This window comes from Pseudomonas sp. Van50 (genome assembly GCF_055390755.1).
Map to the genome: position 1 here is coordinate 6,510,537 of NZ_AP024343.1, position 24,936 is coordinate 6,535,472.

At 62.2% G+C, this 24,936-nt stretch carries 17 protein-coding genes; 3 read left to right on the forward strand and 14 right to left on the reverse strand.

From position 1 onward, the window contains the following. Position 1: 1 nt before the first annotated feature. The 3 genes from ACZ5M5_RS28270 to ACZ5M5_RS28280 form a co-directional block, all read right to left on the reverse strand. Positions 2-1,252, reverse strand: a complete 1,251-nt coding sequence (locus ACZ5M5_RS28270) for a sarcosine oxidase subunit beta (RefSeq protein ID WP_003177603.1) — start codon at positions 1,250-1,252, stop codon at positions 2-4. A gap of 21 nt (positions 1,253-1,273) precedes the next feature. Next, on the reverse strand, positions 1,274-2,527 hold the full coding sequence (gene glyA / locus ACZ5M5_RS28275; RefSeq protein WP_003206308.1) for a serine hydroxymethyltransferase: 1,254 nt from the start codon (positions 2,525-2,527) through the stop codon (positions 1,274-1,276). Between the two features lie 300 nt (positions 2,528-2,827). Continuing rightward, on the reverse strand, positions 2,828-3,532 hold the full coding sequence (locus ACZ5M5_RS28280; RefSeq protein ID WP_060740296.1) for a TraX family protein: 705 nt from the start codon (positions 3,530-3,532) through the stop codon (positions 2,828-2,830). A 194-nt stretch (positions 3,533-3,726) separates the two neighbouring features. On the opposite strand from ACZ5M5_RS28280, the gene ACZ5M5_RS28285 reads away from it, so the two are divergent. Then, entirely contained in the window at positions 3,727-4,767 is a 1,041-nt protein-coding gene (locus ACZ5M5_RS28285) for a threonine aldolase family protein (protein WP_060740295.1), read from the forward strand. Between the two features lie 175 nt (positions 4,768-4,942). On the opposite strand, the gene gbcB is transcribed toward ACZ5M5_RS28285, so the two are convergent. Further along, positions 4,943-6,043 (reverse strand): glycine-betaine demethylase subunit GbcB, encoded by a 1,101-nt coding sequence (gene gbcB / locus ACZ5M5_RS28290; RefSeq protein ID WP_060743118.1) that lies wholly within the window; start codon positions 6,041-6,043, stop codon positions 4,943-4,945. A gap of 284 nt (positions 6,044-6,327) precedes the next feature. On the opposite strand from gbcB, the gene gbcA reads away from it, so the two are divergent. Next, positions 6,328-7,620, forward strand: a complete 1,293-nt coding sequence (gene gbcA / locus ACZ5M5_RS28295; protein WP_060740294.1) for a glycine-betaine demethylase subunit GbcA — start codon at positions 6,328-6,330, stop codon at positions 7,618-7,620. Between the two features lie 102 nt (positions 7,621-7,722). Here the strand turns inward: gbcA and ACZ5M5_RS28300 are convergent, their stop codons facing one another. The 10 genes from ACZ5M5_RS28300 to ACZ5M5_RS28345 all read right to left on the reverse strand — a co-directional run bounded on the left by ACZ5M5_RS28300 (position 7,723) and on the right by ACZ5M5_RS28345 (position 24,249). Then, a complete protein-coding gene (locus tag ACZ5M5_RS28300; RefSeq protein WP_103309275.1) occupies positions 7,723-8,967 on the reverse strand; it encodes a metallophosphoesterase in 1,245 nt (414 codons plus the stop codon). A 27-nt stretch (positions 8,968-8,994) separates the two neighbouring features. Further along, entirely contained in the window at positions 8,995-10,863 is a 1,869-nt protein-coding gene (locus ACZ5M5_RS28305) for a c-type cytochrome (protein ID WP_464738276.1), read from the reverse strand. Between the two features lie 162 nt (positions 10,864-11,025). Next, entirely contained in the window at positions 11,026-14,478 is a 3,453-nt protein-coding gene (locus tag ACZ5M5_RS28310) for a GMC oxidoreductase (protein ID WP_464738277.1), read from the reverse strand. A 1,102-nt stretch (positions 14,479-15,580) separates the two neighbouring features. After that, entirely contained in the window at positions 15,581-16,147 is a 567-nt protein-coding gene (locus ACZ5M5_RS28315) for an N-acetyltransferase family protein (RefSeq protein ID WP_464738278.1), read from the reverse strand. Between the two features lie 314 nt (positions 16,148-16,461). Next, a complete protein-coding gene (gene etfB / locus ACZ5M5_RS28320; protein WP_060740289.1) occupies positions 16,462-17,232 on the reverse strand; it encodes an electron transfer flavoprotein subunit beta in 771 nt (256 codons plus the stop codon). A 13-nt stretch (positions 17,233-17,245) separates the two neighbouring features. After that, positions 17,246-18,466, reverse strand: a complete 1,221-nt coding sequence (gene etfA / locus ACZ5M5_RS28325; RefSeq protein ID WP_060740288.1) for an electron transfer flavoprotein subunit alpha — start codon at positions 18,464-18,466, stop codon at positions 17,246-17,248. Beyond that, positions 18,466-20,415 carry a dimethylglycine demethylation protein DgcB gene (gene dgcB / locus ACZ5M5_RS28330; RefSeq protein ID WP_103309268.1) on the reverse strand — a complete coding sequence of 650 codons (1,950 nt, stop codon included), beginning with the start codon at positions 20,413-20,415 and terminating at the stop codon, positions 18,466-18,468. The genes etfA and dgcB overlap by 1 nt, the downstream gene beginning before the upstream one ends. 170 nt (positions 20,416-20,585) lie before the next feature. Continuing rightward, complete coding sequence (dgcA, locus tag ACZ5M5_RS28335; protein ID WP_060740286.1) at positions 20,586-22,646, reverse strand: dimethylglycine demethylation protein DgcA; 2,061 nt, start codon at positions 22,644-22,646, stop codon at positions 20,586-20,588. A gap of 15 nt (positions 22,647-22,661) precedes the next feature. After that, positions 22,662-23,192, reverse strand: coding sequence for a DUF5943 domain-containing protein (locus tag ACZ5M5_RS28340; protein WP_025215877.1), 531 nt, complete (start codon positions 23,190-23,192; stop codon positions 22,662-22,664). Positions 23,193-23,271: 79 nt separating this feature from the next. Further along, on the reverse strand, positions 23,272-24,249 hold the full coding sequence (locus ACZ5M5_RS28345) for a dipeptidase (protein ID WP_030139307.1): 978 nt from the start codon (positions 24,247-24,249) through the stop codon (positions 23,272-23,274). A 235-nt stretch (positions 24,250-24,484) separates the two neighbouring features. On the opposite strand from ACZ5M5_RS28345, the gene ACZ5M5_RS28350 reads away from it, so the two are divergent. Next, positions 24,485-24,886: a lysozyme inhibitor LprI family protein gene (locus ACZ5M5_RS28350; protein ID WP_103309267.1), complete on the forward strand. Its 402-nt coding sequence runs from the start codon at positions 24,485-24,487 to the stop codon at positions 24,884-24,886. The last annotated feature ends 50 nt before the right edge of the window (positions 24,887-24,936 follow it).

Below are 24,936 nucleotides of genomic sequence, written 5' to 3' on the forward strand. Positions count from 1 at the left end.
GTTAGTGGGCGACGGCAGCAGCGCCGTGTTCGTCGATCAGTGCGCCGTTGTGGAAACGGTCGATGGAAAACGGCGCGGCCAGCGGGTGCATTTCACCCTTGGCCAGGCTTGCAGCGAAGACGTTGCCCGAACCCGGAGTGGCCTTGAAGCCGCCGGTGCCCCAACCGCAGTTGAAGAACATGTTCGGCACCGGGGTCTTGGAGATGATCGGGCAGGCGTCCGGCGTGGTGTCGACGATGCCGCCCCACTGGCGGTTCATGCGTACGCGGGACAACACCGGGAACATCTCGACGATGGCCTGGACCGTGTGTTCGATCACCGGGTACGAGCCGCGCTGGCCGTAGCCGTTGTAGCCGTCGATACCGGCACCGATCACCAGGTCGCCCTTGTCGGACTGGCTGATGTAGCCGTGCACGGCGTTGGACATGATCACGCTGTCGATGATCGGCTTGATCGGCTCGGACACCAACGCTTGCAGCGGATGGGATTCGATCGGCAGGCGGAAGCCCGCGAGCTTGGCCATGTGCCCGGAGTTACCGGCGGTCACCACGCCGACGCGCTTGGCGCCGATGAAGCCCTTGTTGGTTTCCACGCCGATGCACACGCCGTTTTCCTTGCGGAAACCGATCACTTCGGTCTGCTGGATCAAGTCCACGCCCAACGCGTCCGCCGCCCGGGCAAAGCCCCAGGCCACGGCATCGTGACGGGCCACGCCGCCGCGACGCTGGACGGTGGCGCCCATCACCGGGTAGCGGGTGTTTTTCGAGCAATCCAGGTACGGGATCTCGTCGGCCACTTGCTTGGCGTTGAGCAGCTCGCCATCCACGCCGTTGAGGCGGTTGGCGCTGACGCGACGCTCGGAATCACGGATGTCCTGCAGGGTGTGGCACAGGTTGTAGACGCCACGCTGGGAGAACATCACGTTGTAGTTCAGGTCCTGGGACAGGCCTTCCCAGAGTTTCATCGCGTGTTCGTACAGGTGGGCCGATTCGTCCCACAAGTAGTTGGAGCGCACGATGGTGGTGTTGCGCGCGGTGTTACCGCCGCCCAACCAGCCCTTCTCGACCACCGCCACGTTGGTGATGCCGTGTTCCTTGGCCAGGTAGTAGGCGGTCGCCAGACCATGCCCGCCACCGCCGACGATGACCACGTCGTAGACCTTTTTCGGGGTCGGCGTGCGCCACATCCGCTGCCAGTTTTCGTGATGGCTGAGTGAGTGTTTGAAGAGGCCGAAGCCCGAATAGCGTTGCATAGTCATTACTCCAAAACCGACTCAGCGATAAACCGGGAAGTCCGCGCACAGGGCCGCCACTTGCTGTGCGACATTGGCCTCGACATCGGCATCGCCGAGGTTGTCGAGAATGTCGCAGATCCAGCCGGCCAGCGTGACGCACTGGGTAACCTTGAAGCCACGGGTGGTCACCGCCGGGGTGCCGATGCGCAGGCCCGACGTCACGAATGGCGATTGCGGGTCGTTCGGCACGGCGTTCTTGTTGACGGTGATATGGGCGCGGCCCAGGGCAGCATCGGCATCCTTGCCGGTCAGGCCCTGACGGATCAGGCTGACCAGGAACAGGTGGTTATCGGTACCACCGGACACTACATCGTAGCCGCGCTTGATGAACACGCCAGCCATGGCCTGGGCGTTATCGATCACTTGCTGCTGATAAGCCTTGAAGCCAGGCTCCGCCGCTTCCTTGAAGCACACCGCCTTGCCGGCGATCACGTGCATCAACGGGCCGCCCTGGGCGCCGGGGAATACCGCGGCGTTGAGCTTCTTCTCGATTTCTTCGTTGGCCTTGGCCAGGATCAGGCCACCACGCGGACCGCGCAGGGTCTTGTGGGTGGTGGTGGTGACCACGTCGGCGTACGGCAGCGGGTTCGGGTACAGACCGGCGGCAACCAGGCCAGCCACGTGGGCCATGTCGACGAACAGCAGGGCACCGACCTTGTCGGCGATCTGACGGAAACGTGGGAAATCCAGGGTCTTGGAGTAAGCGGAGAAACCGGCCACGATCATTTTCGGCTTGTGCTCGACCGCCAGGCGCTCGACTTCGTCGTAGTCGATCAGGCCGGTGGTGGTGTCGATGCCGTATTGCACCGCGTTGTAGAGCTTGCCCGAGGACGACACCTTGGCACCGTGGGTCAGGTGACCGCCATGGGCCAGGCTCATGCCCAGGATGGTGTCGCCGGCTTGCAGCAGGGCCAGGTACACGGCGCTGTTGGCCGAAGACCCGGAGTGCGGCTGGACGTTGGCGTAATCGGCACCGAACAACTGCTTGGCGCGCTCGATGGCCAGGGCTTCGACTTTGTCGACGTGCTCGCAGCCACCGTAGTAGCGCTTGCCCGGATAGCCTTCGGCGTACTTGTTGGTCAGGCCGCTGCCCTGGGCCTCCATCACGCGCTTGCTGGTGTAGTTCTCCGACGCGATCAGCTCGATGTGATCTTCCTGGCGTTGCTCTTCGGCGTTCATCGCCGCCAGCAGCGCATCATCGTAGCCTTGAATTTGGTCTTGTTTGCTGAACATCGCGTCTCTCCCAGCGGCGGCGGTGCGCCTTTCGTCTCGGTGAGGCACGGACCATTCGGTCGTGCCCTTTGGATGCGATGGTATGGCTGGCGCAGGCATGTCAAATGCCTATGGACGCCACGCAAAGGTGCGTTTACGACATGGGATCAAAGAGTCGGAGAGCAAGGCCTGCGCGATAGCACTGTGGGAGCAAAGCTTGCTCGCGATCCAGGCGCCGCGATCCATGGAAGACCGCGGCGCTTTCATCGCGGGCAAGCCTTGCTCCCACAGGCCTGTTCCCAAAATACAGTTCCCGCAGGGTTAAGCAGCGACCTGGCGAACCGCGAGCAATAGCAGGAAATGCGCTGGATAAAGGCCATAGGCCCAGCGCCGCATCGCCGGTGGATGAAAACGACCGGCATGTCGCAAAAGCACCTGCCCAAGCCATGGCGCGATCAGGCAAGCCACCAGCCCCCACAACGCCACCCCATCTCCCAACCACGCCGCGCCATACAATACTCGCCATTGGTTGGCCGCCACGCAGACCAGCCCCGGCAACAGCGCCATGTACAAGGGACGCTTGAATACCAGCAACATCGCCAGCGGCAGCAGCACACCGAAGAAACCGAACATCAACTGCGACGAAAACAGCGCCGCCAACAGCAACGCCATCACCGCCAGGCATCGCGCCTCCAGGGTGGGCGTTTGCCAACAGCGCGCCACCAACAATCCCAGCACCAGGGTTGGCATCACATTCAGGGTGGTGGGATCAGGAATGAACAAGCGGTAGGGGATTTCGCTGACGGCACTGAATAGCAGCAGCCAGCCCAGGTACCGCCATGGAGCGGCGCTGGCACCCCTGCGCGCCAGATTCGCCGCCATCGCCAGGCAGAACCACGGGAATGCCAAGCGTCCCGGCACATAGAGCCAATCGACGGAAAAACCGACATATCGCAGATGATCGAGGACCATCGACAAAAGAGCCAACCACTTGAGCAGGTCCAGGGCCCCGTCACGCCGGCTCATGTATAAAGCCGCGCGACGAGATTGATACTTTCCGACAGAAACATCCGGTGTGTTCCCCCACTAATCTTGGGTAAAGTGCGCACCAGTATCGACCACGGCGCTGTGGACCCAAACACGCCGAACCAGGGAACGCCCCATCCGGGCATTCCGCCAGGGATCTCTTTATCCAGGACTCTCTATTCAGGAGCAAGGCCATGACCGACAAGAGTCAACAGTTTGCCAGCGACAACTATTCCGGCATTTGCCCCGAAGCCTGGGCCGCCATGGAAGAAGCCAACCAGGGTCATCAACGTGCCTACGGCGACGATGAGTGGACCCACCGCGCGGCGGACGATTTCCGGGCCTTGTTCGAAACCGACTGCGAAGTGTTCTTCGCGTTCAACGGCACGGCGGCCAACTCCCTGGCCCTGTCCTCGCTGTGCCAGAGTTATCACAGCGTGATCTGCTCGGAAACCGCCCACGTCGAAACCGACGAATGCGGTGCACCGGAGTTCTTCTCCAACGGCTCCAAGCTGCTGCTGGCACGTACTGAAAACGGCAAGCTGACCCCCGAGGCGATCCGCGAGATCGCCCTCAAGCGCCAGGACATCCACTACCCCAAGCCTCGGGTCGTCACCCTGACCCAAGCCACGGAAGTCGGCAGCGTCTACACGCCGGATGAAATCCGCGCCATCAGCGTCACCTGCAAGGAACTGGGGCTGAACCTGCACATGGACGGCGCGCGCTTTTCCAACGCCTGCGCCTTCCTCGGCTGCTCCCCGGCGGACCTGACCTGGAAGGTCGGCGTGGACGTGCTGTGCTTTGGCGGCACCAAGAACGGCATGGCGGTGGGCGAGGCGATCCTGTTCTTCAACCATGACCTGGCCGTGGATTTCGACTACCGCTGCAAACAGGCCGGGCAACTGGCCTCGAAAATGCGCTTCCTGTCGGCGCCCTGGGTCGGCCTGCTGCAAAACGACGCCTGGCTCAAACACGCCCGCCACGCCAACCACTGCGCCCAATTGCTGGCAGAACTGGTCAACGACATTCCCGGCGTGGAACTGATGTTCCCGGTCCAGGCCAACGGCGTTTTCCTGCAACTGTCGGAACCGGCCATCGCCGCGCTGACCGCCAAGGGCTGGCGCTTCTATACCTTCATCGGCAAGGGCGGCGCACGGTTCATGTGCTCGTGGGACACCGAAGAAGCGCGGGTGCGGGAATTGGCGGCGGATATTCGGGAAGTGATGAGCCTTTAAGTGACCACCCAGAGCCTGGGTGGCTTTGGGCGCCTTTTGTGGCGAGGGAGCTTGCTCCCGCTGGGCTGCGTAGCAGCCCCATGCGGTGTATCAGGTAGCTCGTGTTTACCGGATGACGACTGCTGCGCAGCCGAGCGCGAGCAAGCTCCCTCGCCACAGGGGGCTCACTGCAGCATCAGAACTCGATCCGCACATCCCCCTTCGGCACGCTGCAGCACGACAGGATGTAGCCCTCGGCCTCGTCGTCCTCGGTGATCCCGCCGTTGTGATCCATCTCCACTTCCCCGCCCAGCTTCAGCACCTTGCAGGTACCGCAGATGCCCATGCCGCAGGCCTTGGGGATCATCATGCCGAGCTTGGCGGCGGCGGCGTGCACGGTTTCGCCCGGGCCCACGCGGATGCTCTTGCCAGAGGAAGTGAATTCCACCAGGTGCAGGTCCGCCGCATCGACTTCCGGCGCGTCGGCCGCCTGTTCGGCCTGTTCCACGGCGTCGGCACGGGCTTCCGGTGGCGTGGCGCCGAAGGATTCCTCGTGGTAACGCTTCATGTCGTAGCCAGCCGCTTCCAACAGGCGCTTGACCGCGGTCATGTACGGGGTCGGGCCGCAACAGAACACTTCGCGCTCGAGGAAGTCGGGCACCATCAATTCCAGCATCTTGTGGTTCAGGTAACCGCGATACCCGGCCCAAGGCTCGCCCAGGCCATGCTTTTCACAGATCAGGTGCAGGCTGAAGTTGTCGATCCGCGACGCCATGTGTTCCAGCTCGCGGTGGTAGATGATGTCCTTGGGCGACCGGGCGCTGTGGATGAAGGTCATGTCGACATTGGCGTTGGTGTCGTAGAACCAGCGAGCCATGGACATGCACGGCGTGATTCCCACGCCACCGCTCAGGTACAGGACTTTCGGGCTCGGGAAATCGATGGCGTTGAACAACCCCACCGGCCCGTGCACCGCCAGCTCCTGGCCTTCATGCAGGGTATCGTGCAACCAGTTGGAGACCTTGCCCCCCGGCACGCGCTTGATGGTGACCGAGAAGCTGTAGGGCACCGACGGCGAACTGGAGATGGTGTAGGAGCGCATGATCGGCTGGCCTTCGATTTCCAGCTCCAGGGTGACGAATTGCCCCGGCTTGAAAAAGAACATGATCGGCTGATCGGCCATGAAGCAGAAGGTGCGCACATCCCAGGTTTCCTGGATGACTTTGACGCAACGTACGATATGTCGGCCATTGGCCCAGGTCTGGGTAGTGACCGGGTTCAGGAAGTTATTGGACATGCTGATCTCCACGGCCGACTGTCGGCCTTCATGATGGCGATTGTGCGCAGGCGCCTGGGTGACCATTTACCTATCTGCGACATTCACATACTTATCGCGACCAGCCCTTAACTACCGGGGCTTGCGCGTCGGGAACAGATTGGGCCATGTCGCCCATGGATAAGGTTCGGCCCCTGCGCGGCCCCACACTCGCCCCAACAGATAAACAAAGTTTTCTGCCTTGCGTAGCACAACCGATTAGTCATTTTCACCGGCTCCGCTTAGAGGGCCACGAGGATAAAACGATGGACACCACTACCCTGAGCCTGGGCGATCCGCTGGAACCCGCACGCAAGGCCACCGCGCAAATGCTGCAAGAGCGCGAGCGCACCTTCTCGCTGCCACAACCGTTCTACAGCGATGAGCGCCTGTTCGATATCGATATGCAGGAAATCTTCCAGAAGGAATGGTTGATCGCCGGCATGACCTGCGAGATCCCGGCCAAGGGCAACTACCTGACCCTGCAAGTCGGCAAGAACCCCATCATCGTGATTCGCGGTGCCGACGGTGTGGTCCACGCTTTCCACAACGTCTGCCGCCACCGCGGTTCGCGGCTGTGCACCAGCGAAAAGGGCAAGGTCGCCAAACTGGTCTGCCACTACCACCAGTGGACCTACGAGCTGGACGGTCGCCTGCTGTTCGCCGGCACCGAGATGGGCGCCGACTTCGACATGAAGCAGTACGGCCTCAAGCCTGTGAACGTGAAGACCGCGGGCGGCTACATCTTCATCAGCCTGGCCGAGAATCCGCCGGCCATCGATGATTTCCTGTCGACGCTGAACCACTACATGGAACCGTACGACATGGAGAACACCAAGGTGGCAGTGCAAACCACCTTGATGGAAAAGGCCAACTGGAAGCTGGTGCTGGAAAACAACCGCGAGTGCTACCACTGCGGCGGTTCGCACCCGGAATTGCTCAAGACCCTGCTGGAATGGGACGACGTCACCGACCCGCGGGCCGACCAGGCCTTCAAGGACCACGTGGCCGCTTCCGCCGCCGCCTGGGACGCCGAGAAGATCCCTTACGCCCACGCCAGCTTCGGCCTGCGCAACCGTATCGTGCGCATGCCGCTGCTCAAGGGCACCGTGTCGATGACCATGGACGGCAAGCAAGGCTGCGCCAAGCTGATGGGTCGCATCAAGAACCCGGATCTGGGCTCGATGCGCATCCTGCACCTGCCGCACTCGTGGAACCACTGCATGGGCGACCACATCATCGTGTTCACCGTGTGGCCGATCAGCGCCCAGGAAACCATGGTCACCACCAAGTGGCTGGTGCACAAGGACGCGGTCGAAGGCGTGGACTACGACGTCGCGCGCATGCGCCAGGTCTGGGACGCCACCAACGACCAGGACCGTCGCCTGGCCGAAGAAAACCAGCGCGGCATCAACTCCACCGCCTACCAGCCTGGCCCGTACTCCAAGACCTATGAGTTCGGCGTGGTGAACTTCGTGGACTGGTACAGCGAGCGCATGCTCAACAACCTCGGGGCCGAGCCAGCGCCGTACCTCAAGGGCGTTCCGGTCCAGGGTTAAGTCAGAAGCATCGCGAGCAAGCTCGCTCCCACAGGGGTTCTGTGTCGTTCACAAAACCTGTGGGAGCGAGCTTGCTCGCGATAACGGCCTGACACTCACCGTCTACTTGGAAGACCACCGCACACTGCCATCCTCCCCGTAAAACGTCTCTTCGATGTTATCCCCCACCAACCGCACCTTCACGTACCCATTCAGCACCCGCTCCGGATACGCCTCGTCCCCCGCCAATTGAGTCTCCGACCACAGCACCCGGGCATGCCCGTTCAGCTCGCTGGTGGTGCCGTAGGGAATCGCCCCATGCCCGGCGCAGCGCGCATGCAGCCCGCCCTGGGTGGCGTAGCAGATGCCGTTATGCAAATGCCCCCAATACCAGTAGTCCGGCTCACGCCCCAGGGCATCGCACACCGGTTGGTAGAGGGCGGTCTTGTTGTGCCCGGAAATATCGAAGCCCTGATGATGACTGAGCACCATCAACTTCTTGCGCTTGGGCAGGGTTTTCATCCACTCGATCTGCTGGGTGTTGAGGGTGCCGTCCATGTACAGGTTCATCGCGTCCGAGGCGTAGGCACTGTCCAGGCCAACCACCAGCCAGTCGTCGTTGTACAAGGCAAAGTAGCTGGTGCCTTGCTGCACCGGAAAACGCTTGGCCAGTTCCTTGAAGTAACCGTGGGCACCGCTGTACATCTCGTGGTTGGAGTTGAGGGTGAACGAGCCGTGCTTGCCCTGGGGCCAGCCGACCATGTCGACGTCTTCCTGGGAATGGGTGCCGGCGTAATACACATCACCCAGATGGATGGTGAAGTCAGCCTGGGCCAGTTGCATCTGATTGGCCACGGCCACCGCCGGCGCGTGACTGTCGAACGGCCCGGTGCCCCAGTCGCCGGCGATGGCCAGCACCACGTCGCTGTCCATTTTCACCAGCGCCGGGTTGGTGGCGAACGGCGCGTGATGGCGCAGGTTCTCGATCCACTTGAGCAGCGCCTCGCTCCACAGCAGGTCCAGCAGCTCCCATTTGCGACAACCGAGCAAGGTGCCGTCCTTGAGCACCCGGGTCGGCAGTTCGTCTTCGCTTTGCGGCAACGGCGTGGGGTTACCGATCTTCAGGATCGACAGGCCGTGGGCCAGCTCCCAGGGTACGGCCGGCTCGTCATCCGGGAGGTCGCCATGCTCGATGACGTGCCGCGCCTGGTCGTGCCCGCGCTGCAGCAGTTTGACGATGGCCTGAAACTCCTCGGGTTCCAGGTCGTTGACGAGTTTCTTCCAGGACATCTCCAGCCGCGTGACCAACCCGTGCAGGCGGACCTTGACCTTGTCGAACTCATGTTCCCAATGGTGCAGTAATGACATGTGAACGCTCCTTCGCAATGCCCTGGGCTACAGGGTCTTCATGAACTCGATCAGGGCCCGTTTGTCGACGTCCGACAGTTGCGTGCCATACAGGTGGCCGCCGTTGTGGTTGCCTTCCAGACGGGTGTCGTATTTGAAATCCGCCGATGCTTTCATCTGTGCACCGCGGGTGACGAAGCCGACCTTCTCCTGGTCGTAAATGTCAGAGCCGGTGTAGAACACCTGCGGACGCTGTTCCGGTGCTTGCAGCAAATCCCACAGGGTTGGCACCGAACCGTTGTGCAGGTACGGCGCCCGCAGCCAGATGCCGTCGGTGGGGGTGTTGCTGTAGCTCTGGGTCTTGCGGTAGGCGCCAAAGTCGAACGGCGGTTTCTTGAAGCCGTGGAACGCCGTCACCAGGCCCGTGGTGAAGGAATTCAGGCGATGGGGATCAGTGCCCAACTGGTCGATGTTGGTAGTGACCTGGCCTGTATCGGTGCGGCCGAAGTCGTGACAACCGGCGCAGTTTTTCTCCCAGATCGGTTTGCCCTGGGCGACTTTCGCCTGGTCCAGGGCGAACGGCCAGGCCGGTGCCTTGTGGCCCAGCAGCCAGTTGGTCACCCGGTTGAAACTCGGCGGCAGCACCGATTCCGGCGTCGCGCCCACGGCCATGGCCGCTGCGTAGTTGCGCTCGTGGATCTGGTTGTTATTGCCGTCCCAATGCAGGTACATGGACTCGCGGGGTTTCTGGTTCCAGACCTGTGGCAGATCCACGGTGCCGATGGTGGAGTCATCCGGGAAGCCGAACACCACCATTTTGGTCGGGTTGAAGGTGTCGGTCCGCCCTGGCCCCTGGGCCGGGCGCAGCTTCTGCCAGGCATAGGCCTGCTTCTGCTTGAGCAGCGCACTCTTGGCCATCGGGATGATCAAGTAACGGTTGTACAGTTTTTCGAAAAAACCCAGCTGGAACTTGCCATTGATCGCCGCCATCACCGCCTCGGGGGTGAATTTCGGGTCGCTGGCGCAATCGTAGGCGAACCACTGGAAGGCTTGCAGTTGCAGGGTATTGGCCGGCGCGGCGGCGACCGGCACTGCCACGTCAGTGGCATTGGCCCGGTAGGAGCCGGTGTGACACAGGGCGCAATTGGGCTCGACCGTGGGGTAACCGAGTTGCCGCTTGGCCATGCCGATGGGCAGGTCTTTGCCGTTTTCATAGAGAAACCCGAACACTTCGTAGCCGCCGGGCTTGGGCAGTTTTTCCGGGCACATTTGCGGCAGCACGGCGAACAGGTAGTAGGGAATCCGCGCCTCGATGCCCAGGCCGATGGCGGCGTATTTGTAATGGTCTTCGTCGGAGGCGAAATCCGGTTGCGGTACCTCCCGGATCATTTGGTACCAGGTCTGGTAGCCAATGAAACCCAGCAACACGACCACTACCAACATGCCGACCTTGAACCCGTGGCTCTGCCAGCGCAGCGCCCAGCTGGCGCGCCATTCCCGCCAACCGGCGCACAGTAGGGCCAGCGGACGATTGGCCACCGGGCTGCCCAGGTACAGCAGCACGCCCAGGATCAGGAACATGCTCAGGTCGCCCATCAACATCGGCACAAACAATTGGCCCTGGTTATTGGTGTTGATCAGATAGATCCAGAACACCACCGCCACCAGCCGCGACAGCACGCACAACCACGAATGCACCACGAAACGCGGCGCGTTGAACCCCGAGGGCATGTAGAACAGGCTGATCCCCACCAGCAACATGCCGGCGTTCTCCAGCCAGGGATCGGACAAGACAGGTGGCAGGCCGATCATGGACGTCAGCAATGCCGGCGCGAACAACGCCGGGATCGCGAAGAACATGTTCATGACAATCCCGACCCAGATGATGCGTTGGAACCAGCGGATGTAAGTGTTCATGGCATCCTTTTCCTTATTCTTGGCTCACGATATGCGGCGCTCTGACGATCGCCATCGCGAGCAAGCTCGCTCCCACACTGGATGTGTGGCGTGCACAAAATCAGCGGCACATGGCCCCTGTGGGAGCGAGCTTGCTCGCGATGCAGACCACTCGGTCTTGCGTCAACCGAGGGCAGTCTTTTCCAAGTGCTCAAGAATGATCGGATACACATCCACCACCGCATCCTTGCCGAACATGCAGTCGATGTGACCGTACCCCGGCACTTCGTGGCGGCTGAACAATTGCGGGCCATGCATCTCGCACAGTCGCTCGTAGGTCTTGAGGGTGCTTTGCGGCAGGTAGCACTGGTTGTCGGCGCCGCTGATGAAGCAGATCGGCAACTTCAATCGATCGAAATGCGGCATGTAGACGTCGTTGCCCTTGAAGTCCACCAGGTGCCCCTTGCGCACGATCAGCGCCAGGTGCTCGAAGGTCTGGATGTTCGACTCGCCGAACAACTCGTGCAGGTTGTCGTGCAGGGTTTCGTTGAGGGTGTCGTGGCGGTACAACGATGCATACATGAACGTGATGCGATGGCAGACCGGGTTGGTGCAATAGCCCTGGGCCTCGATCCGGGCATAGCCATTGAGGGCCTTGTCGTAGAGTTTGTTGAACCAGCTTTCCTTGGTGTCGGCGTAGGCCGTGAGGGACTTGATGCCGATGGCATCGAGCATCCCCGGCAAGTGCAAGCCGGCCTTCAGACCGGTGGCGGTGGCGACCACCGTGTCGGCGGCGATCTGCGAGCAGACCACCGAGCGCACGCCCTGCAGCCCCGCCAGCATCGACATGAAGAACGTCGTCGCGCCGTAGCAATGCACCACGCACTGCACGTCACGGGCCAGGGTCGCTTGCTGGATCTGCTCGATGGCGGCCTTGAAATCGTACTGGGCCACCTGGTCGCCGTTCCATTCGTGCTTGCTGGCCGGCAGCAGGATGCTCACCCGCAAATCCAGGAGCCAGACGTCATATTCGTGCTTGCACAGGTACTCCAGCAGGTTGGTGTGGATGGTGTCGGTGGAGAAAATGTTCGAGCCCACGCCCAAGCCATGGACCAACATCACCGGACCTTTGGTGCCGGCCTGATAACGGGTCAGGCGCAGCTCGACGTTGTCTTCGGTCTGGAAGAAATGCACGGCCGGCGCCGGCGCATCCAACGGCCGTTTCAACCGGGGCGGCGCGTCCGGGTTAAAATAGACGTCGCCGGCGAAGACACCGCCGTAGCTCTCCCACAGGATCCCGGCAAAGAACTTGCCGAACCGAGCCAGCGCCTCCACGCGCTCACGCTCGTTGCGCGCGTTGAGCACTTTCATGGTGGTCATCTGCTTGGCGAAGTCGGCCGGCAGGATGTGCATCACGCCGCAGCCAATCACTGCGCCGGTCTTGTCCGGCCCGCGATAGAGCGTGACATAGAGCGTGCTGGTGTCGTGCCAGATATTCAGCACGCCGTTGTCCTCGGGCACGGTCTTGAAGGCGCTGAAGTAATAGTCGCTGCCGTCCTCGGCGGTCAGCTTCATGTCGTAGTTCATGTGCCGTACGCCGACCTGTTCCTGGTACTGCTCGAACAGGTTGAACACCCCGTTGCTGGCCACCAGCGGTTGCGGTGAGAGCAGCGGTGCATCGAGGGTGCCCACCAGGGTGGCGGCGTGTTCCGGCTCCTTGATCAGACGGTTGAGGTCGGCGGCGGTGATGGTCAGGGTGAATTCGATGGGCGAGTTGTCGGCCTTGCCGCGCTTGGCCGCCGCCTCGTACAGGCTCAGATCGGTGCCCTGGGCCTGAGTGAAGGCCGTGGAGAAGTAGCCCTTCATGGTTTCGGTGAACTGCACGCCAAGGGTCGGCGGCGCCACCGTTTTGCGCGGGGCCGAGGGCAGCGTGTAGTCGATGATCCAGCCACGATCGGCCGCCAGCAGCCCCATGTTGCGCTCGCTTACCGCCGAGATGGTCAGCAGCGGATTGACCGCCAGGGACGTGGGGATCACCGCACCGTCAGTCACGTACAGGCCCGGGTAGACATCGGTGCCGCTGGCGCCACTGAACACCTGGCCCTTGTGGTTGACCACCCCTTGGGTGGCATCCTCGCCCATCACGCAACCGCCCAGGGGGTGGACCGAAACGATGCTGTGCTTGAGCAGCTTGGTCCAGATCGGGTTCTCGACCCAGATCCCGCCCAGGGCCTTGGTGCTCTGGTGCAGCCGCTCGTTGCCAAGGGTGACGTTCTCCTGTTCGCCGACGCCGGGCCAGTCGATGCGCAACTGGTCCTTGTTGTCGAGCAGCATGCGGCCCTTGGCGTTGTCATGGCTCATGATCAAGTAGGTCTGCATGTTGTGCAGCGCGCCGTAATACGGCCCGCGCAGGAAGCTCTCGGCCTCCCGGCCCTTGTACTTGAGGCTGGCACCGAAACCGGTGTCGGTGGCCACGCCGATCATTTCGGCAAACGCCGCCATGCTCGGCACCATGGCCCGGCCGAGGGCGCCGGGAATCGAACCTTCCTCGATGACCATGCGGCTGCGCCAGTCGCCTTCGGTGCGCATGTCGATGATCGAGGTGATGCACGGCCCCACCGGCTCCAGCTCCTTGGCCGGATGGGCGCCGAAACCGATGCCATTGATGACCTGGTCGCAGTTGTGGCCGAACCCGAGGATGTCGCCGTTGCCGCTCATGTGCTCGCCCAGTTGGCCGGACATGGCCAGGCCCTTGTCCCGCGAGCGCAACATGATTTCGGTGGAGCCCAGGGTGCCGGCGGACACCACCACGATATCGGCCCGCACGAACAACGTGGGCGCCGAGAACAGCTCGCGGCCGCTGTCCAGGTATTGGAAGTGCACGATCCAGCCGTCGCCGTCGCGCTCCAGGTGCCGCACCTCGGCCTGGCAGAAAATCTCCGCGCCGTGGTTCCAGGCATCCGGCAGGTAATTCATCAGCGTGGTGTTCTTGGCCTTGTTGTTACAGCCCGAGACGCAATCGCCACAGCCATTGCAGGGCAACTGTTCGACGCCGACGTGGTTGAGGTTGTTGGGCAGCTTGTCGAAGGTCACGTTGATCGGCGGCTTGTAGAAATGCGCGCCTTGCTTGAGGTAATCGGCCGACTTCTTGTGAGCGTCGAGCTTGGGCAGGTTCGGTGCTGAAGCCGGGTAAGGGTTGGGCTTGAGCATCTCCCGGGCCCGGGCGTAGCCGTCCTTGAGCAGCGTGTCGCGGTGCTCCCGTACCGCCAGGGGCCAGCGCGGGTCGTCGAACACGCCAGGCTCCGGCTCCAGCGCAACGTTGGCATTGATCAGCGACGTGCCGCCCAGGCCACAACCGACCACCACGTTCTGCTGGGCGTTGACGTGCAGGTCGAACAGCCCGGTGCGCGAGCCGATATGCCCGTCCGGGTCATGGACCTGCAGTTCCTCGGTGGCCGCGAGCAGGGTGTTGGGGTATTCGCCGGGCTGGATTTCCCGGCCACGCTCCAGCAGGCACACCTTGCGTCCGGCCCGGGACAGGCGCGAGGCAGCAATGCCGCCACCGTAGCCGGAACCGATGACGATGACGTCGTAGTGCTCCTGGATATCACTGATGGGGGTTGAGATCCGTGTCATGTTCAAGTCCTCTCAGGCAGAAGGGGCAACTCTGCGGTTGCCTGCAAATCGACAGGCGCACGAACGCCTGGCCACTGTCCCGTGCAGGGTCCAGCGGCAGTCAGCGGTGCTACAGGGGGAAAAACCGGACGCTATAGACGTGCACGCTGATTGGCGGCGCGACGGTGGATGCGTTTATGCAGCGAAGTGGGCGGTGCCGGGACGCAGGTCAGCAGGGGGAGCGGGTGCGAGCGGGGGTGCTTGCTATCCATCATGTGTTCTCCCTGAACCTGATGTGGATAAAGTGCGATGTCCTTGTGCCATGGAAGTGAAGACAGCCGACAGACCTGCGTCAAGGTTGGGCCTTAGAACTGTATGAAATTTGATCTATCGCGATTTGCGCTATGCCGGCCGTGGCCGGCAGCGTTTGGTGAACAAGTTATCCACATGACCACCCACAGCAAATGGGGACAAGTGTGCGTAAGTCGGGCATTTTCTCCGTGGCAAAGTGAATAAAAACCGTGACTTATGGACAATCACGGTTTTAGGGGTCCATCGGTTGTTTTTTGAACAAATCCCTGTAAGCCCCGATAAGCATGGGCTGTGGCGGTGAGCAAACACCTTATCCACAGAAGCGCCAACAGTGTTTGGGGGTAATTTTGACGATTCTGTGGAAAACCCCGTGGACGGCTTGTAAATCGCGGTTTTCCGGAGGTTTTACCGATAAAAAACACCAATCGATCATTTTATGATCAATCCACTGAACACCCCGTCTCGTATGGCTTGCAGCGTTGAGCGAACATCTTATCCACAGAAGCGCCAACAGAGATTGGGGGCAAGTTTCAGCTGGAAGGGGTCGTTATTCACCACAAAAAGCCAATAAAAACCGTGGGTTAGCCTGGCTACTTTTTGATCGCAGGCCGGCAGGGCCCGATCTGCATGGGGTGCAGCGAGGGGCGAACAGGTTATCCACAGAGGCGCGCACAGGGATTGTGGGTAAACACATGCCCCTGTGGGAGCGAGCTTGCTCGCGATGGCGGTGTGTCAGTCAACATCGATGCCACTGATCTACCGCTATCGCGAGCAAGCTCGCTCCCACAGGGTTTCAGGGCCGCTGTGCCGGCTAAGGCCGATGCATGAGGTAGGCCGCGCCCGTTACTTGAATCAACGGATGCGGGACGACCTGACAGGTTTTGACGATGCCAAAGCCATGGCGCTCGTAAAAACGCCGTGCGCCGGTATTCGCGGCGTAGTCGATCAGGCTCAGGCCCTTGAGTGCCAGTTGATCGGCACGCTGTTGCGCCAGTTCGAGGAAGCGAACGCCGAGCCCCTTGTTACGCCAGCCTTCATGCAGGGCCAAGCTTGAGATATAGAGGGTGTCGGGCACTTCCATGTCGGCATAGGGCGCCAGGACCGGGTCTGTGACTGGTGCCGCCTGTGGATCATGACGCGTGACATAAGCGTGCATCATGCCGATGACCTGTCCGTTGGCCTGGGCGACAAGGCAGTTCTGGTAGGAAAAATCGACACCTTCCCGGGCATAACGCGCGGCGCCCACGTCAAGCAGATCCTGACCAGGCTCCGCCAGTTGGCTCCAGATGTAATCCGACGCACCCTCTGAGGAAATCCGGAACAGACGGGCGATATCCCGTGCATCCGTGGGCAAGGCCGGGCGAATTGCTACTTCCATTGATAGGACTCCATTGGCGATGAAACGACCTTTTTCACCCACAGGCTTGGGACGCGGCAACCCGTCAGGCCAGCGGTTTTATGGCCGGATGTTGCAGCAGGTCAGGTGGGTGTTTTTTGAGCGCAGGCCTGGGCCTGGTTTACGGCGAGGGGCCGAGCAGGTTATCCACAGAGACACACGGCAATGGTGGGCAAACACTGCCTGTGGGAGCGAGCTTGCTCGCGATAGCGGCGTGTCAGCGAAGAAGATGCAACCTGACATACCGCCATCGCGAGCAAGCTCGCTCCCACAAAGGGATTCAGGTATTCCTGGGGTTAGCGAACGACCCCTTCCTCAATCAACAACTTGAGAATGGCCTCGGCCCCGGCCTCCGGGCTCACGCCCTTGAGCACTTGCCCGCCTCCGCCGCTGGCCTTGGCCGTGGCGGCTTTCATGCGGTCGGCGCCGCTCTTGGCCTTGATCACTTTCAAGCGCTTGGGGCGTGGCTTGGCCGGTTGCAGGGTCGCCACCGCCAGCAAGGTGTCGTCGATCACTTCGACTTCCTCGGCATGCAATGCCCCACGCCGGGCCGGACCGTAGGCGCTTTGCCGAGGTTTTGGCGCGGCGTTATCCACAGTGGCCAGGAATGGCAGGCGCACTTTGAGACGACGCCGTTGGCCGCGGGGCAAGGCTTGCAGCACCAGGGCCACGCCACTGTCGATGGACTCGACCTGGGCCAGCCCCACCACCAACGGCCAACCGAGGTTTTCCGCCAGCAGAAAGGGAAGCATGCCCGAGCCTTCACCGGTTTCCGCCTGGCTGCCGGTGAGCACCACTTGGGCGCCAGCGTCACGCAGGTAGTCGGTCAGGGCCGGCAGGGCGTCGGCCCCCTCGGGATTTTCCAGGACGTGGAGTTCATCCAGGCCCATGCCCAAATAGGCGCGCAGGGCTGGTTCGGCCACGTCACCGGCGTGCAGCACTTGCAGGTCGTTGCCGGCCAGTTGCAGGCCCAGTTCCACGGCCCGGGCGTCCTGTTCGGCGCGCCGGGGCCGACCGGAAGTGGGGTGGGCGCCAATGGACACGAGGCTGATCACTTGGGTACTCATCAACTTATCCTTCTTAAGCCGCATCGCGCTTGGCTTCGTTGCGGTAAGCCTCTACCGCCGCGATCAAGGCCTGGAGAATCGCCGCGCTGTCACCGATCACCGACAGGTCTGCCCGTTTGATCATGTCGCAGCCTGGGTCGAGGTTGATTGCCACCACCTTGTCGCAGGCGCCAATGCCCTGCAGGTGCTGGATCGCCCCGGAAATCCCCACCGCCACGTAGACCCGTGCCGTGACCCAGGTACCGGACGCACCGACCTGGCGATCCCGGGCCATGAAGCCGTCGTCCACTGCCACCCGCGAAGCGCCTTCGGTGGCACCCAGGGCCGCAGCGGTCTGGTGGAACAGCGCCCAGTCCTTGACCCCGTTGCCGCCGGAGAAAATGAATTCGGCCTCGGCCATCGGGATCGCGCCCGGGTCCACCGCCACCGCACCGAGATCTTCGATTCGCGACAAGCTGCGGGCCACGCTTGTGGATAACTCCACCGGCAAGGCTTCGTGGCGGGTTTCGCTGACCGGTTCGGCGCATTCGGCCGCTGCCAGGATCAAGCGCGCCAACGGCCGGGCCAAGTCTTGCAGGCCCGCACCGGCGCGGCCAATGCACTCTTCGCCCTTGACCTGCCAGACCCGCGTGGCCGGGCGCTCACCCAGGGCTGCGGCAAAACGCCGACCCAGTTCACCGCCACCGGTGCGGCTGTCGGGCAGCAGCCAATGGCGTGGGTTGAATTGGTTATCCACAGCCCGCAGACCCTGCACCCGTTGTTCCGGTGCATAACCGCTGAAGGCCTCACCTTCCAGTACCAGCAAGCGGTCGACACCGGCCGTGGCGAAGGCGTTTTCCTTGTGCTCGCCGAACACCACTGCCAGCACCGCGCCGTCCGTACCCGCCAGCTGATGGGCCAGGCCCAGCAGATCGCGGTCGTGGCTGCTGAGGCGACCACCGACCATGTCCGGCACCACACTGATGTAGAACGCCGGTTGCGGTACTTGATGCAGCGGCAATTGCACTTCAACGGCGGCAGTGCGTTTGCTCGCGCCACCCTGCTGGGCACCGCTGCGGTCGATGCGCTTGATGCCGTTGGGGCCGATGAAACCGATGCCATGGACGTTTTTGCGAATGACGCCGTTGGGGCCCATCCAGCTGTGCTGGACCGGTTGCATGGCCGCGTGCAGCGGGTGCAGGCGGTTGCGGGCGATCCACTCGGCGCGAGGGTCGCGGCGGATGATGTCGCTCATTAATGCACCTCCGCAGGTTCACGTTTGGCTGGGGCCACGGGCTTGCTCGGGGCTGCGTCTTCAAGCAGTGCGTCAGCCACCAGTTCGGCAATGTCCTTGATCATTGGCCGCGGTTCGACCACGCCTTCGAGCATCGCGGTGCACTGTGGGCAACCCACTGCCACCAGCTCAGCGCCGGTTTCGCGAATGTCGTCCATGCGCATATCAGGAATCCGCTGCTTGCCTGGAATGTCAGTGATCGGCGCACCGCCACCGCCGCCGCAGCAACGCGAACGGAAACCAGAACGCTGCATCTCCTTGACCTCGATACCCAGCGCACGCAGCACCTGGCGCGGCGCCTCGTATTCGCCGTTGTAGCGGCCCAGGTAGCACGGGTCGTGATAGGTCACGCTGTCGCCCTTGTGCTGGCCGAGGTTCAGCGCACCGGCGTCGATAATCTCCGCCAGGTAGGTGCTGTGGTGCTGCACCAAATAGTTGCCATCGAAGGCGCCGTATTCGTTTTTCAGCACATGGAAGCTGTGGGGGTCGCAGGTGACGATGCGGTTGAAGCTGTATTTGGCCAGGGTCTGGATGTTGCGTTTGGCCAACAGCTGGAACGTCGCTTCATCACCCAGGCGCCGGGCCACGTCGCCACTGTCGCGTTCTTCGAGGCCGAGCACGGCAAAATCGATTTTCGCCGCCTTCAGCACTTTGACGAAGGCGCGCAAGGTGCGCTGGTTGCGCATGTCGAAGGCACCGTCGCCGACCCAGAACAGCACGTCGGTGGATTTCTTCTCGCTGAGCAGGTTCAAGTTCAGGTCCGCCGCCCAGTTCATCCGCCCGCCCGGGGCAAAGCCGCCAGGGTTGTCGGTGGCGATGAGGTTTTCCAGCACCTCGGCGCCCTTGTTCGGCGTGGCGCCTTTTTCCAGGGTCAGGTGGCGGCGCATGTCGACGATGGCATCGACGTGCTCGATCATCATCGGGCATTCCTCGACGCAGGCGCGGCAGGTGGTGCAGGACCACAGGGTCTCGGCGTCTACCAGGCCGTTGACGATCGGCTGATGGGGATTACCCGCATGTTCGCCCACAGGTTTACCCGGGTATGGGCTGCCAGCGAATTTCGCATCGGTGCCGCCGGCCAGGCCGACGACCATGTCCTGGATGAGTTTTTTCGGGTTCAACGGCTGGCCGGCCGCGAACGCCGGGCAGGCAGCCTCACACTTGCCGCACTGCACGCAGGCGTCAAAGCCCAGCAGTTGGTTCCAGGTGAAATCCTTGGGTTTCTCCACGCCCAGTGGCGCGGCGGGATCGTTCAGGTCCAGCGGCTTGAGACCGGTGGAACGGCCGCCGCCAAAGCGCTCGGCGCGGCGGTGCCAGGCCAGGTGCAGGGCACCGGCGAAGGCGTGCTTCATCGGCCCGCCCCAGGTCATGCCGAAGAACAGTTCCGAGACGCCCCACAGCACACCGACACCCAGGACCGCCGCCACCAGCCAACCGCCGAAGTTCTCCGGCAGGATGCCCGCCACCGGCAGGGTCACCAGGAAGAACGACGCCGAAAACGCCAACAGGCTTTTCGGCAGGCGCATCCACGGGCCCTTGGACAAACGGGCCGGCGGATTGCGCCGACGCAGGTAGACGAAGATCGCACCGACGAACATCACGGCCGACATCAACAGCAAGGCATAGCCGAGGAAACGGTTATGCAGGCCAAACCCGTGGACCAGGATCGCCAGCACCACCGACGCCACCGCACCACCGGCCGTGGCCACGTGGGTGTTGGCAATGTATTTGTCCCGCGCCACTACGTGGTGCAAATCCACCATGTAGCGCTTGGGCATGGCAAAGAGACCGCCGATCAGGTCGACCTTGGCCGGTCGTCCCCGGCGCCACATGTTCACCCGCCGCAAGGCGCCGAGGACCGCGAGGCCCAGGGCTGCGAACAGCAGGATTGGAAGAAGGGTGTTCAGCATGGTGAAGCTCCCAAAGACCTCAGGTCTTGCAGGCACAGAAACCTGGATGTCTTGCTCGATCCCTGTGGGAGCGAGCTTGCTCGCGAAGACGGACTCAGATCCAACATAAATGTCGCCTGATCCACCGCTATCGCGAGCAAGCTCGCTCCCACAGGGTTATCCACAAGCCGTTAGAAATCCTTGCACAACCGCAGGGCGTCGTAGATGGCCGCGTGGGTATTACGCTGGGCCACGCAGTCACCGATGCGGAACAGCAGGTAGCCATCGCCGCTCTGCTCCAGGCACGGCTGGGGCTTGATCGCGAACAAGGCTTCGACGTCGATCTGGCCCTTGTTGCGCGAGCCTTCCTTGAGCGCGTAGTAGATTTCTTCGTCCGGCCGCACGCCGTTTTCCACCACCACCTGGTCCACCACGCGTTCTTCCTTGGCGCCGGTGTATTCGTTCTCCAGCACCGCCACCAGCTTGTCGCCTTCGCGGTAGACCTTCTCCAGCATCATGTCCCCGGTCATGATCACTTCCTTGGGGTACATGCTGCGGTAGTACGTGGGGAACGAAGTCCCGCCAATGGCCACGCCCGGCTTGATGTCGTCGGTGACGATCTCGACCTGGCTGCCTTTGTCGGCGAGGAAGTCGGCCACCGACATGCCGGTGAACTCGCAAATGGTGTCGTAGACCAGCACGTTCTTGCCCGGCGCGACCTTGCCGTCGAGCACATCCCAGCTGCTGACCACCAGCCCTTCGGCGGCGCCCCAGTGTTCGTTCTGCTCCAGGAACGGATGGCCGCCGACGGCCAGCACCACCACGTCCGGACGCAGGTCCATGATCGTCGCCGCGTCAGCCGCCACGCCCAGGCGCAGGTCGACTTTCAGCCGCGCCAGTTCCAGTTGGAACCAGCGAGTGATACCGGCGATCTGGTCCCGTTGCGGGGCTTTCGAGGCGGTAGTGATCTGCCCGCCGATGAATTCCTTCTTCTCGAACAAGGTCACGTCGTGCCCACGTTCGGCGGCCACACGCGCCGCTTCCATCCCGGCCGGGCCGGCACCGACGACGACCACTTTGCGCTTGGGCCCGGTGGACTTCTCGATGATGTGCGGCACGCCCATGTATTCACGGGACGTCGCGGCGTTCTGGATGCACAGCACGTCCAGGCCTTGGTACTGACGGTCGATGCAGTAGTTGGCGCCCACGCACTGCTTGATCTGGTCGATCTGGCCCATCTTGATCTTGGCGATCAGGTGCGGGTCGGCGATGTGGGCACGGGTCATGCCGACCATGTCGACGTAACCGCCTTCCAGGATCCGCGTGGCCTGGTTCGGGTCCTTGATGTTCTGCGCGTGCAGCACCGGGACCTTGACCACTTCCTTGATACCGGCGGCCAAGTGCAGGAACGGCTCCGGTGGATAACTCATGTTCGGGATGACGTTGGCCAGGGTGTTGTGGGTGTCGCAACCCGAGCCCACCACGCCGATGAAATCCAGCATGCCGGTGTCGTCGTAGTACTTGGCGATCTGCTTCATGTCCTCGTGGGACAAGCCGTCCGGGTGGAACTCGTCGCCGCACAGGCGCATGCCCACGCAGAAATCGTCGCCCACTTCGGCGCGCACGGCCTTCAGCACTTCCAGGCCGAACTTCATGCGGCCTTCGAAGCTGCCGCCCCATTCGTCGGTACGCTTGTTGACCCGTGGGCTCCAGAACTGGTCGATCATGTGCTGGTGCACGGCGGACAGCTCGACGCCGTCCAGGCCACCGGCCTTGGCACGCCGTGCCGCCTGGGCGTAGTTGCCGATCACCCGCCAGATTTCTTCTGGCTCGATGGTCTTGCAGGTGGCACGGTGCACCGGCTCACGCACGCCGGACGGCGACATCAGGGTCGGCCAGTTGAAACCGTCCCAGCGCGAGCGACGGCCCATGTGGGTAATCTGGATCATGATCTTGGCGCCATGCTTGTGCATGGCGTCGGCCAGGTTCTGGAAGTGCGGGATGATGCGGTCGGTGGACAGGTTCACCGAGCTCCACCATTCCTGCGGGCTGTCGATGGCAACCACCGACGAGCCACCACAGATCGCCAGGCCGATGCCGCCCTTGGCCTTTTCTTCGTAATACTTCACGTACCGGTCGGTGGTCATGCCGCCGTCGGTGGCGTAGACCTCGGCGTGCGCGGTGCTGAGCACGCGGTTGCGGATGGTCAGCTTGCCGATCTGGATCGGCTGGAACATTGCTTCAAAAGCCATGGCGCGATCCTCGACTTACAACGGCTTGACGATGAACAGGCCGTCGTCGTGGCCTTCTTCGGAACCGCCATAGACCTGCTCGGCCACGGTGCGGATCGAACTGCCACGAGCGGCGAGGATCTGGTCCATGGCGCCGGCGAACCAGCCGGTGAACATGTAGTCGACCTTGCGCCCGACCTTGCCGTACACATAGACGAACGCCGAGTGCTCGAGCTTGACGCTGGCGGTGCCTTTATCCAGGTCGATGTCCTGGATCTTGAACAGGCCCCAGCCACGCTGGGACAGGCGTTTCATGTAGTGCTCGAACACTGCGACGCCTTCCAGGCCGTGGCATTCGGCTTCTTTTTCACACCAGTGCCAGGCGGATTTGTAGCCGGCCTTGTAGAGAATCTCGGCGTAGGCGTCGGCGCCCAGCACTTCTTCGATGCCCATGTGGTTGTTGACGAAGAAGTGACGCGGTACGTACAGCATCGGCAGGGCGTCGGACGTCCAGATACCGGTTTCGCTGTCGACTTCGATAGGCAGTTGCGGGGCGATCTTGGCCATGAAAACTTGACTCCGGAAATTCGTGGTATTGCCTGCGGCGCAGAGGGCCGCAGGTAGAGGATTAGCGATGCGGCGGCGATTATTCGCCCCAGACGTCTTTCAGCACGTTGACCCAGTTCTCGCCCATGATCTTGCGCACCACCCGCTCAGGATGGCCGCGCTTGAGCAGCGTCTCGGTCAGGTTCGGGAACTCGCCCACGGTGCGGATGCCCAGGGGGTTGATGATCTTGCCGAAGCTGGTCAGACGACGGGCGTAGCCCTTGTCGTGGGTCAGCATTTCGAAGAAATCCTGGCCGTGGCCCTGGGTGAAGTCGGTACCGATGCCGATGGCGTCCTCACCGACGATGTTCATGGTGTATTCGATGGCTTCGGCGTAGTCGTCGATGGTCGAATCGATGCCCTTGGCCAGGAACGGCGCGAACATGGTCACGCCGACGAAACCGCCGTGGTCGGCGATGAACTTCAGCTCTTCATCGGATTTGTTGCGCGGGTGCTCTTTCAGGCCGGACGGCAGGCAGTGGGAATAGCACACCGGCTTCTTCGATTCGAGGATGACTTCTTCGGAGGTCTTGGAACCGACGTGGGACAGGTCGCACATGATGCCGACACGGTTCATCTCGGCGACGATCTCGCGACCGAAGCCCGACAGGCCGCCGTCGCGCTCGTAGCAACCGGTGCCGACCAGGTTCTGGGTGTTGTAGCACATCTGCACCACACCGACGCCCAACTGCTTGAAGATCTCGACGTAGCCGAGCTGGTCTTCGAAGGCGTGGGCGTTCTGGAAGCCGAAGATGATGCCGGTCTTGCCCTGTTCCTTGGCGCGACGGATGTCGGCGGTGGTTTTCACCGGAATCACCAGGTCGCTGTTCTCGCGGATCAGCTTCTGGCTGGCGACGATGTTGTTGATGGTGGCCTGGAAACCTTCCCACACCGACACGGTGCAGTTGGCTGCGGTCAGGCCGCCCTTGCGCATGTCTTCGAACAGGTCGCGGTTCCACTTGGCAATGATCAGCCCGTCGATAACGATGCTGTCGGCGTGCAATTCGGCTGGGCTCATCAGGCAGTCCCCTTTTGTCAGCGATTCATGCGCCGAATCGTGTGCCGGCGCTTTGGGGCCAGCATATGCCTGAGGGCCGTCGCGACCCGGTGCAAAAACGACAGGGGAATTGCCGAAAGCGTCAATCCACGACAATGGGCTACGACAGGCCCACCCTGCCCGTCTGTTCTTTACCCGACGGTTGCGCCAGAATCCGCCGCATCACTGGTTTTCACTGGACTTGAGCGGCAACGCGATGAAATCAATCTTCCTGGCTTTGGCACTGATCAGCACCCTGGCACACGCAACCGAAGACACCGAGCCCAATCCCTGCGACGAAGTTGAAAACGACGTCCAGACCCTGGCCTGCTCGGCCTACGGCAAGACGGCCGCCGAACAACTGCTCAACGAAAACCTGCAGAGCCTCAACGAGCGCCTGCAAACCCGCTACGCCAGCGACAAGGCCCAGCTCAACGACATCACCGCCAAGGTCAAGGCCGCCCAACAACTGTGGCAAAAACAGCGCGACGCCGACTGCGCCATCGCCGCCTTCCCAGCCAAACCCGGTAGCGAAGCCTACAAGATCGCCGAAAACGACTGCATGGCCCAGGTGAGCGATGATCGGTCGGAGTTTTTGGAGTCGATTGGGCAGGAGTAAAGGGTTATCCACGGAGCAATATCCAGACATCGTTCACGCGTTGGCCCCGG